The organism is Streptomyces sp. NPDC002623 (assembly GCF_053592635.1).
The window spans coordinates 14777-28388 of record NZ_JBSFWB010000032.1 but is presented as its reverse complement, the minus strand read 5'-3'; the positions used below and the strand labels follow the sequence as shown (position 1 = coordinate 28388).

The window sequence follows — 13612 nt, the reverse complement described above, 5'->3', positions numbered from 1 at the left end:
TGCCGACCTGTCGAACCGGGGCCTGCGGGCGTGCTCAGCCGCCGTCGGGCCGTCGGCCCGGGACCGCCGGAAAGGCGTGCCGGCGGCCCACCGCGACCGCCGTCAGAGCCAGCGCGATCAGCGGGAACGCCGTCCAGGGCAGTGCTGGTGCGCCCCACCGCTCCAGTACGACTCCTCCGGTCAGCGAGCCGCCCGCGATGCCCGCGTTGTACACCGTGGTCTGCAGGGAGGTCGCCACGTCCGAGGCGGCGGGCCCCGACGCGTGCACCAGCGCCGTCTGGATCAGGGTCGGCGCCCCGCCGAAGGACACGCCCCACAGCGCGACCGACGCCAGCAGCGCGGCGGGCGCGTCCGCGGAGCGGCCGAGCGCGAGCATGACCGCCGCGCAGAGGGCGAGCGCGCCGAGCAGCGTGGCACGCGGACGCCGGTCGACGAGCAGGCCCGTCCCCCAGATCCCGGCCACCGTGGACGCCCCGAACACCAGCAGCACCACATCCGTGCGGCCGAAGCCCGCGTGCTCGGTGAACGGGGCGATGTAGGTGTACATCACCTGGTGGCCCAGCAGCAGGAACAGCGTGACGGACAGGATCACGGGGAGCCCCGGCAGCACGGCCACCCCGGCGAGCGGCACCCGCTCGCCCCGCGCCTCGCCGGGGAAGCCCGGGACCCGCCACCGCACCCAGCCCATCAGCAGCACCGCCAGCCCGGCCAGCAGACCGAACGCCGCACGCCAGCCCACCGCCCCGGCCAGCGCGGTCCCGGCCGGCACGCCCAGCGCCAGCGCGAGCGTGATGCCGGCGAGCACGACGGCGATCGCCCGGCCGCGCCGCTCGGCCGGCACCATCCGGGCCGCGTACCCGGCGAGCATCGCCCACAGCGTGCCGCCCATGACACCGGCCGCCAGCCGCGCCGCGAAGGTGACGCCGTACGAGGACGACAGCGCGACCACCGCGTTGCTCAGCGCGAAGCCCAGCAGGGCGCCGAGCAGGACCGGCCGCCGCGGCAGCCCGCGCAGCAGGGCGGTCATGGGGATCGCCGCCGCGAACGAGGCCGCCGCGTAGCCCGTGACCAGGAAGCCCACCCGCGCCTCGGACACGCCGAGGGCCGGCGCCATGCGGGGCAGCAGCCCGGCGGGCAGCAACTCGGTCAGCACGGCGGTGAAGGCGGCCGTGGACAGGGCGAGCAGCCCCGACCAGGGCAGGGGAGTGGGCACGGCGGTGCCCTTGACCATGGATGCGGTGGACATGCGACCATGGTCGAACGTTCACATCAGTGTGAAGGCAAGGGCGGCCCGCCGAAGAGCCGCCGAAGAGCCGCCGAAGAGCTGCCGACCGGCCTGGGGAGTGCGTCATGAAGATCGGCGACCTCGCGCACCGCACCGGCGTCCCCACCCGGCTGCTGCGCTACTACGAGGAGCAGGACCTGCTCCACCCCGACCGCGGCGAGAACGGCTACCGCGACTACGGCGAGGCGGCCGTCCGGGACGTCCAGCAGATCCGCGGACTGCTCGACTCCGGCCTCACCACCGAGATGATCCGCGCGATCCTGCCGTACCTGTCCGGGCCCGACGAGATCGTCCTGCCCGTACAGCATCTGACCCCCGAGACCGCCGCCCTTCTGGAGGGGCACATCGACCGCATCCAGGCCCGGATCGACTGTCTGGCCCGCAACCGCGACCGGCTGAGCGCGTATCTGGCGGCGGTGACGCGGCGCTAATTGCGTTGTGGGGGCCGCGCCGAGGTGCTGGAGTGGGCGGCATGGATCATGCCGCGGTACTCGCCCTGTACGACCGGGAAATGCGCGAAGGCGCGCGTCCCGACAGCTCCGACGCCCGCGTCGAGCGGACCGGGGGCGTGGTCCGGCACATCGGCGGCCACGGCGGCTGGAGCGGCGTCCTGTGGTCCGACCTGGACTCCGGCGGGGCCGACGCGGCGATCGCGGCGCAGATCGCCTACTTCACCGGGCTCGGCCAGGAGTTCGAGTGGAAGCTGCACGGCCACGACAGCCCCGCCGACCTCGGTGAACGGCTCACGGCGGCCGGTTTCACGGCCGACCCGGAGGAGACCCTGATGATCGGCGAGACGGGCGACCAGCTCTTCGACGTCGTACTGCCCGACGGCGTCCGCATCGTCCCGGTCACCGACCGGGCGGGCGTCGAGCTGATGGTCGAGGCGAACGAGAAGGCCTTCGGCCGCGACGGTTCCTGGCTGCGGGACCTCCTGCTCGCCCGGCTCGCCGGCGACCCCGACGCCCTCGTCGCCCTCCTCGCGATGGCCGGGGACGTGCCGGTGAGCTCGGCGCGGATGGAACTGATCCCCGGAGTGCGGTTCGCCGGTCTGTGGGGCGGTGGCACCGTCGAGGGCTGGCGCGGACGCGGCATCTACCGTGCCCTGATCGCCTACCGCGCCCGGATCGCCGCCGAGCGCGGCTACCGCTACCTCCAGGTCGACGCCTCGTCCCAGAGCCGCCCCATCCTGGAGCGCCTCGGCTTCGCCGCGGTCAGCACGACGACCCCGTACGTGTACGCGCGCTGAGCGCTCCGCTGGGGGTGCCGCGATGTGTCGTCGTTTTGCTGCGGCGCCGTCGTGGCTGGTCGCGCAGTTCCCCGCGCCCCTTGCGGGCGCCGGTGTTTCGTCCGTCAGCGGCGGCCCTTCGATCGGTCCAGGGCCGCGACGCCGACGGCGGCGAGGCCGATCTGGATGAGCCACTCGATCCAGTCGGGGCCCTTGGTGTCGCCCACGCCGATCCCTGCGGCGAGCGCGGAACCGATCAGCGCCGCCACGATGCCGACGGCGATGGTCCACAGCACGCCGATGCGCTGGCGGCCGGGGACGACGAGCCGCCCCAGTACGCCGATGATGATGCCGATGAAGATGGCACTGATCAGGCCGTCGATCTCCATCTCCGCCCTCCGCTTCCCTAGCGAGACGCCATTGCAGTGCTTGTGCCCGCTGGGGGGGTGGGGCAGTCCGTTCCGCTTCGCGGCCGACGGCTGTCGACGTTTCTGTTCGCGTTATTGCGCGCCTTTGATGTTCACGGACCAGTAATGCCATGTACCTTTCAATCGTTCCACGCGTGTAGAACCCTTCGATGTCAGGTCTACGCGCGCAGATTTGGCGCCCGCACCCGCCTCGTGTCCCCCCTTCCCCACGGAGGTTCGCCGGATGCTCGGATCACAGAGATCCCGCCGCAAGGTCCCCACCCTCCTGGCCGGCCTCGGGCTGCTCGTCACCGGAGCCGCCCTTCAGGTCTCCACCAGTGCCACGCCCGCGCAAGCGGCCACCCCCCACCGCATCCTGTTCGACAACGGCCACGCCGAGACGGCCGGCAACGCCGACTGGATCATCTCCACCAGCCAGCCCGACCCGCTGGGCGAGGACTCCTCGCCGTCCTCCGAGAGCGACTGGACCGGCGCCATCTCCTCCTGGGGCGTCGCCCTCCAGAAGACCGGCGACTACAGCCTCAAGACCGCCACCGGCGCCCTCACCTACGGCGGCTCCTCGACGACCGACCTGTCGAACTTCGACACGCTGGTCCTTCCGGAGCCCAACACGCTGTTCACCACCGCCGAGAAGACGGCGATCATGAACTTCGTGAAGAACGGCGGCGGTCTGTTCATGGTCTCCGACCACACCGGCGCCGACCGCAACAACGACGGCGAGGACGCGGTCGAGATCCTCAACGACCTGATGACCAACAACAGCGTCGACTCCACCGACCCGTTCGGCTTCTCCATCGACTCGCTGAGCATCAGCTCGGACTACCCGTCGGCCATCAGCGACAGCAGCGACCCCGTCCTGCACGGCTCCTTCGGCACCGTCACCAAGAGCCTCATCGCCAGTGGCACCACGGCCACTCTGAAGCCCGCCGACAACTCCAGCGTCAAGGGCCTGCTCTACCGCACCGGTTACTCCGGCAACACCGGCGCCTTCTTCGCCACCAGCACCTTCGGCAGCGGCCGTGTCGCCTTCTGGGGCGACAGTTCGCCCATCGACGACGACACCGGCCAGTCCGGCAACACCCTCTACGACGGCTGGAACGACTCCGGCGCCACCAACGCGGCCCTCGCCCTCAACGCGACCGAGTGGCTGGCCGGCGGGAGCGACAGCGGCGGCGGGGACGACGGCGGCGACGGCACCTGCACCGCCGCCCAGCTGCTCGGCAACCAGGGCTTCGAGTCCGGCAACACCACCTGGACCGCCACCAGCGGCATCATCACCAACTCCAGCAGCCAGGCGGCGCGCACCGGCTCGTACAAGGCATGGCTGGACGGCTACGGCTCCGCCCACACCGACACGCTGTCCCAGACGGTGACCATCCCGAGCGGCTGCACCACCGCCACGCTCAGCTTCTATCTGCACATCGACACGGCCGAGACCACCACCAGCACCGCGTACGACAAGCTGACGGTCACCGCCGGATCCACCACCCTGGCCACCTACTCCAACCTCAACGCGGCCAGTGGATACGCCCTGAAGAGCTTCAGCCTCGCCTCCCTGGCGGGCACCACGTCCACCATCACGTTCACCGGCGTCGAAGGGTCCACCCTCCAGACGTCGTTCGTCATCGACGACACGGCGCTCAACGTCAGCTGATCCCCACCGCCGGTCGATCCCGGCCGGCACGTCAGCTGCGATGCCGATGACGGTGCGCCCGTCGATCACCCTCCCCACAGGGTGTCGGCGGGCGCACGGCTGTCCGGCCTCCGTCGGGTCGTCGAGGCTCCCGTCGGGTTGTCCGGTTGACATGCAGGTAATCGCCTGCATAACGTTGGGTGTGCGATCAGGAGACGACCCGGAGCCGGACCCGGGCATGGACAAGGCCTTCAGGGCGCTGGCGGACGACACGCGCAGACGGCTTCTCGACCGGCTGCACGAGCGCAACGGCCAGACCCTGGGCGAGCTGTGCGCGCACATCGACATGGCGCGCCAGTCCGTGACCCAGCACCTGGCCGTCCTGGAGGCCGCCGGCCTGGTCGTGACGGTGCGGCGGGGGCGGGAGAAGCTGCACTACCTCAACCCGGTCCCGCTCCACGAGATCCAGGAGCGGTGGATCGACAAGTTCGAGCGCCCGCGGCTGCGCGTGCTCTCCGACGTCAGACGACGAGCCGAGGAAGCCATGACCGACAAGCCCACCTTCGTCTATGTCACCTACATCGCCAGTACGCCGGAGCGGGTCTGGGAAGCGCTCACCGACGCCGACCTGACCGCCGCCTACTGGGGCCACAGCAACGTCTCCGACTGGCGGCCCGGCTCCCGCTGGGAACACGTCCGCACGGACGGCACCGGCATCGCGGACGTCGTCGGCACCGTCGTCGAGAGCGAGCCTCCCACTCGGCTGGTCACCACCTGGGCCTCGCCCGACGAGGAGGGCCGGCCGGACCGGCGCTCCCGGGTCACCTTCGACATCCGCCCGCACGCCGACATCGTCCGCCTCACCGTCACCCACGAGGATCTCCTCGACGAGGGCGCGCTCGCCGATGTGTCGCTCGGCTGGCCCGCGGTCCTGTCCAACCTCAAGTCTCTCCTGGAGACGGGCCGGACCCTGCCCCAGGAGCCGTGGCTGATGCCGGGCGACTGAGCCGGCCCGACAGACACGCGGCACTGCGGAACGGCCGGGCCGGCCCGCATGTGCGGGTCGACCCGGCCGTCCTTCCGGATGTCGGGGGAGGTCGGGAGACTAGGGCTTCGGCGTGCTCTTCGCCGCCGTGGCCGTGCACATCAGCCCCAGGATCAGGGCGAGGGCGCCGATGATGATGTTGTTGACCGCGACACCGGCGTCCGGGCTGTCGCCGACGACCCACGGCGCGATGATCATCCAGATGCCCGCCGCGCACATGGCCCAACTGAGACCGTACATACGGGCGGGAGCCGCGGTGAATCCGAGTCCCAGCAGGCCGATCGCGATGCCCACGATCAGGTTGTGGGTCACGAGCGCGGGCTGGCTGGCGGTGTAGTGGAGTATCCACGGGGACACGGCGCAGTACAGACCGAGCAGGAACACCGGTCCGTCCACGAGCGCCACATCACGACCATCGAGCATGCGGGCGTACCGCGCCTGCATCTCGGATACATCGGGGTGCGTCGACATGTCACCTCTGGTGGGCGAGACGTTGGCCATGATTCGTCTCCTTTGACTTTCAGGGCCCGACCGCTTCGGTGCGGTGTGCGGTAAGTGCCGCGCCTGTTCATTCTGCGCTTATTTGGCCTTTATGTGTAGAGGTGGGACGTGCCTGCCGGGCCGTCATGGACACCGGTGTGAATAGTTAAAAAAGTGAGTAGGCTGAGTTCGGGAGTTCGAGTGGTTCCGCGTCCGCGTTCCACACACCGAACCGGAGGCTTCCCATGTCCGGCACGGAGATCCACTACACGCGCTACGTGGCCCTCGGCGACAGCCAGACCGAGGGACTCGGCGACGGCGACGACAGCACCGGCCTGCGCGGCTGGGCCGACCGGCTCGCCGCGCACATCGCCGACCACGACCCGGGCCTCCGATACGCCAATCTGGCCGTGCGCGGCCGTCTCGCGGGCCAGGTGCGCGCCGAGCAACTCGGCCCGGCGCTCGCGCTGCGCCCCGACCTGGCCACCGTCGTCGCCGGGGTCAACGACCTGCTGCGCCCCCGCTTCGACGTCGACGAGGTCGCCGGCCACCTGGATGCCACGTTCGCCGCACTCACCGGGCAGGGCGCCCGGGTCGCCACCGTCACCTTCCCGGACCCCACCGGGCTCATCCCGCTCGCCCGGCCACTCGCCCCGCGGGTCCTCGCCCTGAACGCCCGCATCCGCGAGGCGGCCCACCGGTACGACGTCGTCGTCGCCGACGCCGGCCGACACACCGTGGTCACCGACCCGCGGCTGTGGAGCGCGGACCGGCTGCACGCCTCCCCGCTCGGTCACGAACGGATCGCCGCCGCCGTCGCCCACGCCCTCGGCCTGCCGGGCAGCGACGACTCCTGGACCCACCCGCTGCCCGCCCCGCCGCACCCGGTCCCGTCCGGTCTGCGGGCCGGCCTCGGCGAACTGCGCTGGGCCGCCGGGTTCCTGGGCCCGTGGCTCGGCCGCCGTCTGCGCGGCCGCTCCTCCGGCGACGGCCGCACGGCGAAGCGACCCGCGCTCCTTCCCCTGCACGAGTGACCGCGGGCTTCGGGCAAGGGCGGAACTCACCCGAGCCCCCGGCCCTGTCTGAAGCGCGCGAGCCCGTCGGAGAGGTCGACGATCCGCTCCGGGTAACCGGCCGCCGCCGCCCGGTCCGGGCCGCGCAGTCTCCACGGCTCGTGCACCGCCCCGCCGGCGACCCCCGCCAACTCGGGCACCCAGCGCCGGACATACGCCCCGTCCGGGTCGTACCGCCTCGCCTGGGCGACGGGGTTGAGAACCCGGTTGGGCCGGGAATCGGTGCCGGTGCCCGCCGTCCACTGCCAGTTGAGCTGGTTGTTGGCCACATCCCCGTCGACCAGCAGGTCCAGGAAGTGCCGGGCGCCGATCCGCCAGTCGACGTACAGCGTCTTGGTGAGGAAGCTCGCGGTCAGCAGGCGGCCCCGGTTGTGCATCCAGCCCTCGGCGCGCAACTGCCGCATCGCCGCGTCCACGACCGGATAGCCGGTACGGCCCTCCCGCCACGCCTCGATGTCCGCGCCGGCCGTCCGCTCCGTACGCCAACGGTCCTGCCGGGGGCGGTAGTCGGCGACCGCCGCGGCCGGCCGTACGGCCAGCACCTGGCGGTGGAAGTCGCGCCACGCGAGCTGCCGTACGAACGCCTCGGCGCCCGGGCCGCCCATGGTCCGCGCCCGGTGGACGAGTTCGACGGGGGAGAGGGCGCCGAAGTGCAGATGGGGCGAGAGCCGGGAGGTCGCGTCGCCGGCCAGGTCGTCGTGCCGGTCCTCGTAGCAGGCGATGCCGTCCCGCAGCCAGCCGTCGAGCCGCGCACGCCCCTCGATCTCCCCGCCCGGCGCCGGACCCCGGTGCGAGGGCAGCGGCTCGGAGGCGACGTCGTCCGGCACCGACACGGTCCGGGGCGCGCCGAGCGCGTCGCGGAGCGGCTGCCGCGACCAGTGCCGGAAGTAGGGCGTGAACACCGCGAAGTGGTCCGACGCGGCCGGGGTCAGCGTTCCGGGCGCGACCGCGGTCGTCACCGTGTCATGCACGTGCAGTCGTACGCCCGCCGCCAGCGCGCGCCGCAACCGCTCCTCACGGCGCTGCGCGTACGCGCTCACGTCGGCCGACACATGCACCTCGCCGGCCCCCGTCTCGGTGGCCACCCGGCACACCTCTTCCACCAGGTCACCGGAGCGGACCACCAGCCGCCCGCCCCGCGCCCGCAGCCCCGCGTCGAGATCCCGCAGGCAGTCGGCGAGGAACCCCAGCCGGTTGGGCGCGCAGAACCCGGCCTCGGCCACGGCCCGGTCGCGCACGAACAACGGCACTGTCCGCCGGGATCCGGCGAGGGCGGCCCGCAGCGGCGGATGGTCGTGCAGGCGCAGATCACAGGTGAACAGGACGAGCGAGACGTTCATGGTGGCCGATGATGACCGACGGCGGGGGACGGACGCGGTCGCCGCGCGCAGCCCTGGCCGATCGGCCCGAACATGATCGCGCCGATCCCCGGCAGGCGCACTTCTGACGACGGTTGTCCGCGACACGTCCGGAGCCGACCCGACCGAAGGTCCACGCCACGCATTGGTCCGCGATCCGAGACCGGTCGGGTTTTCCTTGACTGCCGTCGCGGACGGCTGCCACGATCAAGAGCATGAAGAAGCGACTGGACCTCACGCGGCGACGCCATGTCGATCTCGCGCGCGTCTCCAGCGCCTCCTGTTGCGTCGCGGCCTGATCCCCTTCCGGAGATCCGCCGCGCTTTTTCTTTCCCCGCCTGAATTCGCCGCGTCCGCCTGCGTCTTGGCAACCCTGCATCCCGGGCGTCGACGCGCCCTTCGAATTCGGCGTGCCCGAAAACACTCCGCACCAGGATTCCCGCATGCCGTGCGGCACCGCAACTGCACCGCAACTGCACCGCATCGCATCGCTTCGCTTCGTTCCGTGAAAGAGGACCCATGGCCACCGTCCTGTCCGTCTCCGGCAGCCCCTCCGCCTTCTCCCGTACCGGCCGTCTGCTGCGCCACCTCGACCAGCGGCTCGCGGCCCAGGGCCACGAGGTGATCCCGCTCGACGTCCGGACGATCCCGGCCGAGGCCCTGCTCGGCGCGGACTTCCGGCACCCGGCGATCGTCGAGGCGACCGAGCTGTTCGCACGCGCCGACGGCGTCGTCGTGGGCACCCCCGTCTACAAGGCCTCCTACTCCGGCGTCCTCAAGGCGCTCCTCGACCTGCTGCCGCAGTACGCGCTCACCGGAAAGACGGTCCTGCCGTTGGCCACCGGCGGCTCCACCGCCCATGTCCTGGCCATCGACTACGCCCTGCGTCCCGTCCTCAACTCCATGGGCGCGGCCCACATCGTGCAGGGCTGGTTCACCCTCGACAAGGACATCACCGCCCACGAGGACGGCTCCGTCACGGTCGCCCCGGCCGCCACCGAGGCGCTCACCCAGGTCGTCGACCAGTTCTCGGCCGCGCTGGGACGGACGCCGTACCTGGCCGCGGCGAGCTGAAGTCCAGCCCCCACCCTCGATCGGAGACCCCCCATATGTCTCTCACCTTCCACTGGTTCCTCCCCACCAACGGCGACAGCCGCCATGTCGTCGGCGGCGGCCACGGCACCCCGGCCACCGCCTCCGGACGGGACCGGCCGCCGACGGTCGCCTATCTGAGCCAGATCGCCCGCGCCGCCGAGGACCTGGGTTTCGTGGGCGCGCTCACCCCGACCGGCGCCTGGTGCGAGGACGCCTGGCTGACGACGGCGATGGTCAGCCAGAACACCGAGCGGCTGAAGTTCCTCGTCGCCTTCCGGCCCGGCTTCGTCTCGCCGACGCTCGCCGCGCAGATGGCGTCCACCTTCCAGCGGCAGAGCGGCGGACGGCTGCTGCTGAACGTCGTCACCGGCGGCGAGAGCCACGAGCAGCGGGCCTACGGCGACTTCCTGGACAAGGACGACCGTTACCGCCGTACGGGCGAATTCCTGGAGATCGTGAGGAAGTTGTGGGAGGGCAAGACCGTCGACCTCAAGGGTGAGCACCTCCGGGTCGAGGACGCGAAGCTGGCCCGGGTGCCGGATCCGGTGCCCGAGGTGTACTTCGGGGGCTCCTCGCCGATCGCCGGGGAGATCGCCGCGCGGCACGCCGATGTCTACCTCACCTGGGGCGAGCCGCCGGCCCAGGTCGCCGAGAAGATCGCCTGGATCCGGGCGCTCGCGGCGAAGCAAGGGCGCACCCTGCGGTTCGGCATCCGGCTGCACGTCATCACCCGCGACAGCTCCGAAGCGGCCTGGGCGGAGGCCGACCGGCTGCTCGCCGGGTTCGACCCCGACACCGTGAAGTCCGTGCAGGCCGGGCTGGCGCGCAGCGAGTCCGAGGGCCAGCAGCGGATGCTCGCGCTGCACGGCGGCGGCCGTGACGGGCTGGAGATCCACCCCAATCTCTGGGCCGGGATCGGTCTGGTGCGCGGGGGCGCGGGGACCGCGCTGGTGGGGAGCCACGAGGAGGTCGCCGAGCGGATCAAGGAGTACGCGGCGCTGGGCATCGAGGAGTTCGTGCTGTCCGGGTATCCGCATCTGGAGGAGGCCTACTGGTTCGGCGAGGGGGTGCTGCCGCGGCTGGCCGAGGAGCGGGTCTGGGAGCATCCGGCCGGCAAGCAGGTGGCGTCGGTGCAGGTGCCGTTCGCCCACTGAGACGGGGGATCCGTTGAATGGCGGCTTGCATGTCGTGGGTGGTTGCTCGCGCAGTTCCCCGCGCCCCTAAAAGACCAGGGCGTCGAGATGCGCCCTGCGCGATTCCACCGTCTGGCCCTGGACCAGGAGGAACAGGGCTTCCCTCGCCAGGCGTTGGGCCCTGCTCGTCAGGAGCATCGCGCGGCCGCCGCCCGTGACCACCGCCGCCGTGGTCGCTGCCTGCATCACCTCGGACGCCTGTGTCTTGAGGGCCAGACGTTCCGCCAGGTGCTCGTGGGGTTTCGCGGTGTCGATCAGTGCGTAGGCCCGGTCGCGGACCGTCGTCAGGCGGGCGTGCAGCGGGCTCGCCGTGTCCTCGTCCAGCAGGGTCAGCGCCGTCTCCGTGATGCCGAAGACCGCCGGGTTGGCGTTCACCGTCTTGAGCCGGTCCGTCGCCGACCAGGTCGCGTACGGGGTGCGCAGCGCCACCGCCTCCTCCGGGAGCCACAGTCCGTCCAGCTCCAGCGAGACCGTGCGGGCCGCCGTGAGCGCGGCGAGGCGCATCGGGGCCGAGGCCCGCAGACCCGGCTGCTCCCGCGCCTCGGCGAAGGCGAACAGCGCCTCGTCCGCCTCCGTCACCCCGGCGAGCAGCAGCACATCGTTCAGGCCCCACCCCGTGTACCAGGGCACCGTCCCGTCGAAGCGCCATCCGCCCCGCTCCCGGGTGGCCCGCACGGGTGTGCGCGGGTGCGCCCGCAGATGCGCGTACGCCACCCCGGACAGCAGCTCGCCGGTAGCCAGCCGGCCCAGCAGCCGCTCGCGCACCGGGCCCTCGCTCCTGACCAGCGTCAGCACCGGCGTGTGGTGCTGCGTCTGCACGAACCAGGTCGAGCAGCAGGCCCCGGCCAGGATCTCCGCCGTCTCGCGCACCACCGAGCCGGGGGCCGCGGCCCCGCCGTACTCGTGCGGCGCGTTCAGGCCGAGCAGACCCGAGCGCCTGATCTCCGTCAGATGGCCGACCGGCACCTCCGCCCGGTCGACCTGTTCGGCGTGCGGGGCGAGCAGGTCGTCGGCGAGGCGGCGGGCCCGGACGAGGAGGGGGTGCGGTGCGGTCATGGGCAAGATTCTTTCCCGATTCCCGGTGTGGGGTGTCGATCCGGGGGACTGCCGTTCGTGTAGGAGGTGACACAGACCGAACGACGCCAAGGAGGACGTCATGCAGCACTACCTGCTCAGCGTGGTCCAGCCCACGGGCGGCACGCCGCCGCCCCCCGACGAGCTGGCGGAGATCATGCACCGGGTGGCGGCCTACAACGACGAGCTGCGCGCCGCCGGGGTCTGGGTCTTCTCCGGCGGACTGCACGGACCGGAGACGGCCACCGTGCTGCGCCCCGAAAACGGCGACGTGCTCATCACCGACGGGCCGTACGCCGAGGGCAAGGAGTACCTCGGAGGCCTCTGTCTGATCCGGGCCGCCGACCTGGACGAGGCCCTGGAGTGGGGCAGGAAGGCCGCCCTGGCCACCACCCTCCCCATCGAGGTGCGCCCCTTCGCCGACAGCCACTGAACCGTGCCCGACACCACCGACGTCGAGGCCGTCTTCCGTGCCGAGTACGGGCGCGCGGTCTCCGTCCTCGTCCGCTTCCTCGGCGACATCGACCTCGCCGAGGAAGCGGTCCAGGACGCCTTCACCACGGCCGTCCGGCGCTGGCCGCAGACCGGTGTGCCGCCCAGTCCGGCCGGCTGGATCATCACCACCGCCCGCAATCGGGCCGTCGACCGGCTGCGCCGCGAGTCCACCCGGGACGCCCGTCAGGCCGAGGCCGCCCTGCTGTACGAGGCCGACCCGCCCGTGGAGGAGGGCCCTGTGCGCGACGACCGGCTCCGGCTGATCTTCACCTGCTGCCACCCCGCGCTCGCCCCGCAGGCGCAGGTCGCCCTCACCCTGCGGCTCCTCGGCGGTCTCGGCACCGCGCAGATCGCCCGCGCCTTCCTCGTTCCCGAGCCGACCATGGCCCAGCGCCTGGTCCGCGCCAAGGCGAAGATCCGCGACGCGCGCATCCCGTACCGCGTGCCGCGCGACGCCGATCTGCCCGACCGGCTGAAGGGCGTGCTCGCCGTCGTCTACCTGATCTTCAACGAGGGGTACGGGGGAGATCCGGGCCTGTGCGCGGAGGCCCTGCGCCTCGGCCGGCTCCTCGCCGAGCTGATGCCGGACGAGCCCGAGGCCACCGGACTGCTGGCGCTGATGCTGCTGGTCGAGTCCCGCCGGGGCGCACGCGAGACGGCCGACGGCACGCTCGTGCCGCTGCCCGAGCAGGACCGCGACCGCTGGGACCGGGAGCTGGTCGCCGAGGGACAGACGCTCGTGCGGCGCTGCCTGCGCCGCGACCGGCCCGGGCCGTATCAGATCCAGGCCGCCGTCCAGGCCGTCCACAGCGACGCGCCGACCGCCGCCGACACCGACTGGCGGCAGATCCTGGCCCTGTACGACCAGCTGATGGCGCTCGCCCCGAGCCCGGTGGCAGCCCTCAACCGGGCGGTCGCCGTGGCCGAGACCGAGGGACCGGGGCCGGCCCTGGACCTCGTCCACGCGCTCGACCTCGACGGTTACCACGTCTGGCACGCGGTCCGCGCCGACCTGCTGCGTCGCCTCGACCGGGCCGCCGAGGCCGTCGGGGCCTACCGGACGGCCCTCGCGCTGAGCGAGAACCCGGCGGAACGTGCCTTCCTCGAGCGGCGGGTGCGCGAGCTCGCCCGCCGGGGTCCCTGAGAACCTCCTCGTCCCGGGAATGTATTTTGGTACGTGAAAGGTTGGCATATACACCGAGCTTCCGTCGAGCTTCCCGCTCGC

15 protein-coding genes are annotated in these 13612 nt (G+C 72.1%); 10 read left to right on the top strand and 5 right to left on the bottom strand.

Annotated features, from left to right (window positions below):
• Positions 1-34: 34 nt before the first annotated feature.
• On the bottom strand, positions 35-1246 hold the full coding sequence (locus tag ACWD4O_RS38250; RefSeq protein ID WP_451287331.1) for an MFS transporter: 1212 nt from the start codon (positions 1244-1246) through the stop codon (positions 35-37).
• Positions 1247-1350: 104 nt separating this feature from the next.
• On the opposite strand from ACWD4O_RS38250, the gene ACWD4O_RS38245 reads away from it, so the two are divergent.
• Both ACWD4O_RS38245 and ACWD4O_RS38240 read left to right on the top strand, forming a co-directional pair.
• Positions 1351-1716 (top strand): MerR family transcriptional regulator, encoded by a 366-nt coding sequence (locus ACWD4O_RS38245; RefSeq protein ID WP_451287329.1) that lies wholly within the window; start codon positions 1351-1353, stop codon positions 1714-1716.
• 41 nt (positions 1717-1757) lie between these two features.
• Complete coding sequence (locus tag ACWD4O_RS38240; RefSeq protein WP_451287327.1) at positions 1758-2534, top strand: GNAT family N-acetyltransferase; 777 nt, start codon at positions 1758-1760, stop codon at positions 2532-2534.
• Between the two features lie 104 nt (positions 2535-2638).
• Here ACWD4O_RS38240 and ACWD4O_RS38235 read toward each other — a convergent pair whose 3' ends face one another.
• Positions 2639-2902 (bottom strand): GlsB/YeaQ/YmgE family stress response membrane protein, encoded by a 264-nt coding sequence (locus ACWD4O_RS38235; protein WP_451287325.1) that lies wholly within the window; start codon positions 2900-2902, stop codon positions 2639-2641.
• 262 nt (positions 2903-3164) lie between these two features.
• Here ACWD4O_RS38235 and ACWD4O_RS38230 point away from each other — a divergent pair, with 262 nt between their 5' ends.
• The gene (locus ACWD4O_RS38230) at positions 3165-4595 is read left to right on the top strand and encodes a hydrolase (protein ID WP_451287323.1); all 1431 of its coding nucleotides are present in this window, start codon (positions 3165-3167) and stop codon (positions 4593-4595) included.
• A 217-nt stretch (positions 4596-4812) separates the two neighbouring features.
• On the top strand, positions 4813-5580 hold the full coding sequence (locus ACWD4O_RS38225; RefSeq protein WP_451287421.1) for an ArsR/SmtB family transcription factor: 768 nt from the start codon (positions 4813-4815) through the stop codon (positions 5578-5580).
• A gap of 99 nt (positions 5581-5679) precedes the next feature.
• Here the strand turns inward: ACWD4O_RS38225 and ACWD4O_RS38220 are convergent, their stop codons facing one another.
• Positions 5680-6120 (bottom strand): SPW repeat protein, encoded by a 441-nt coding sequence (locus ACWD4O_RS38220; protein WP_451287321.1) that lies wholly within the window; start codon positions 6118-6120, stop codon positions 5680-5682.
• Between the two features lie 224 nt (positions 6121-6344).
• Between ACWD4O_RS38220 and ACWD4O_RS38215 the strand changes: the two genes are divergently transcribed.
• The gene (locus tag ACWD4O_RS38215) at positions 6345-7133 is read left to right on the top strand and encodes an SGNH/GDSL hydrolase family protein (protein WP_451287319.1); all 789 of its coding nucleotides are present in this window, start codon (positions 6345-6347) and stop codon (positions 7131-7133) included.
• Positions 7134-7159: 26 nt separating this feature from the next.
• Here the strand turns inward: ACWD4O_RS38215 and ACWD4O_RS38210 are convergent, their stop codons facing one another.
• Positions 7160-8512, bottom strand: coding sequence for a cryptochrome/photolyase family protein (locus ACWD4O_RS38210; RefSeq protein WP_451287317.1), 1353 nt, complete (start codon positions 8510-8512; stop codon positions 7160-7162).
• A gap of 233 nt (positions 8513-8745) precedes the next feature.
• On the opposite strand from ACWD4O_RS38210, the gene ACWD4O_RS38205 reads away from it, so the two are divergent.
• The 3 genes from ACWD4O_RS38205 (at position 8746) to ACWD4O_RS38195 (ending at position 10779) form a co-directional block, all read left to right on the top strand.
• Positions 8746-8829 carry a putative leader peptide gene (locus ACWD4O_RS38205; protein WP_351909959.1) on the top strand — a complete coding sequence of 28 codons (84 nt, stop codon included), beginning with the start codon at positions 8746-8748 and terminating at the stop codon, positions 8827-8829.
• A 220-nt stretch (positions 8830-9049) separates the two neighbouring features.
• Positions 9050-9604 carry an NADPH-dependent FMN reductase gene (gene ssuE, locus ACWD4O_RS38200; RefSeq protein WP_351909819.1) on the top strand — a complete coding sequence of 185 codons (555 nt, stop codon included), beginning with the start codon at positions 9050-9052 and terminating at the stop codon, positions 9602-9604.
• A gap of 35 nt (positions 9605-9639) precedes the next feature.
• Positions 9640-10779, top strand: a complete 1140-nt coding sequence (locus ACWD4O_RS38195; protein ID WP_451287315.1) for an LLM class flavin-dependent oxidoreductase — start codon at positions 9640-9642, stop codon at positions 10777-10779.
• Positions 10780-10845: 66 nt separating this feature from the next.
• Here the strand turns inward: ACWD4O_RS38195 and ACWD4O_RS38190 are convergent, their stop codons facing one another.
• A complete protein-coding gene (locus tag ACWD4O_RS38190; protein ID WP_451287313.1) occupies positions 10846-11874 on the bottom strand; it encodes an acyl-CoA dehydrogenase family protein in 1029 nt (342 codons plus the stop codon).
• A 100-nt stretch (positions 11875-11974) separates the two neighbouring features.
• Here ACWD4O_RS38190 and ACWD4O_RS38185 point away from each other — a divergent pair, with 100 nt between their 5' ends.
• Together ACWD4O_RS38185 and ACWD4O_RS38180 are read left to right on the top strand one after the other, a co-directional pair.
• Positions 11975-12325, top strand: coding sequence for a YciI family protein (locus ACWD4O_RS38185; RefSeq protein WP_451287311.1), 351 nt, complete (start codon positions 11975-11977; stop codon positions 12323-12325).
• Positions 12326-12328: 3 nt separating this feature from the next.
• Positions 12329-13531 (top strand): RNA polymerase sigma factor, encoded by a 1203-nt coding sequence (locus ACWD4O_RS38180; protein WP_451287309.1) that lies wholly within the window; start codon positions 12329-12331, stop codon positions 13529-13531.
• The last annotated feature ends 81 nt before the right edge of the window (positions 13532-13612 follow it).

Coding starts and splice junctions, on each gene's coding strand:
- ACWD4O_RS38205 (WP_351909959.1), top strand. CDS start 8,746: ATGAAGAAGCGACTGGACCTCACGCGGCGACGCCATGTCGATCTCGCG.
- ACWD4O_RS38230 (WP_451287323.1), top strand. CDS start 3,165: ATGCTCGGATCACAGAGATCCCGCCGCAAGGTCCCCACCCTCCTGGCC.
- ACWD4O_RS38245 (WP_451287329.1), top strand. CDS start 1,351: ATGAAGATCGGCGACCTCGCGCACCGCACCGGCGTCCCCACCCGGCTG.
- ACWD4O_RS38215 (WP_451287319.1), top strand. CDS start 6,345: ATGTCCGGCACGGAGATCCACTACACGCGCTACGTGGCCCTCGGCGAC.
- ACWD4O_RS38225 (WP_451287421.1), top strand. CDS start 4,813: ATGGACAAGGCCTTCAGGGCGCTGGCGGACGACACGCGCAGACGGCTT.
- ACWD4O_RS38250 (WP_451287331.1), bottom strand. CDS start 1,246: ATGTCCACCGCATCCATGGTCAAGGGCACCGCCGTGCCCACTCCCCTG.
- ssuE (WP_351909819.1), top strand. CDS start 9,050: ATGGCCACCGTCCTGTCCGTCTCCGGCAGCCCCTCCGCCTTCTCCCGT.
- ACWD4O_RS38235 (WP_451287325.1), bottom strand. CDS start 2,902: ATGGAGATCGACGGCCTGATCAGTGCCATCTTCATCGGCATCATCATC.
- ACWD4O_RS38190 (WP_451287313.1), bottom strand. CDS start 11,874: ATGACCGCACCGCACCCCCTCCTCGTCCGGGCCCGCCGCCTCGCCGAC.
- ACWD4O_RS38240 (WP_451287327.1), top strand. CDS start 1,758: ATGGATCATGCCGCGGTACTCGCCCTGTACGACCGGGAAATGCGCGAA.
- ACWD4O_RS38220 (WP_451287321.1), bottom strand. CDS start 6,120: ATGGCCAACGTCTCGCCCACCAGAGGTGACATGTCGACGCACCCCGAT.
- ACWD4O_RS38210 (WP_451287317.1), bottom strand. CDS start 8,512: ATGAACGTCTCGCTCGTCCTGTTCACCTGTGATCTGCGCCTGCACGAC.
- ACWD4O_RS38185 (WP_451287311.1), top strand. CDS start 11,975: ATGCAGCACTACCTGCTCAGCGTGGTCCAGCCCACGGGCGGCACGCCG.
- ACWD4O_RS38195 (WP_451287315.1), top strand. CDS start 9,640: ATGTCTCTCACCTTCCACTGGTTCCTCCCCACCAACGGCGACAGCCGC.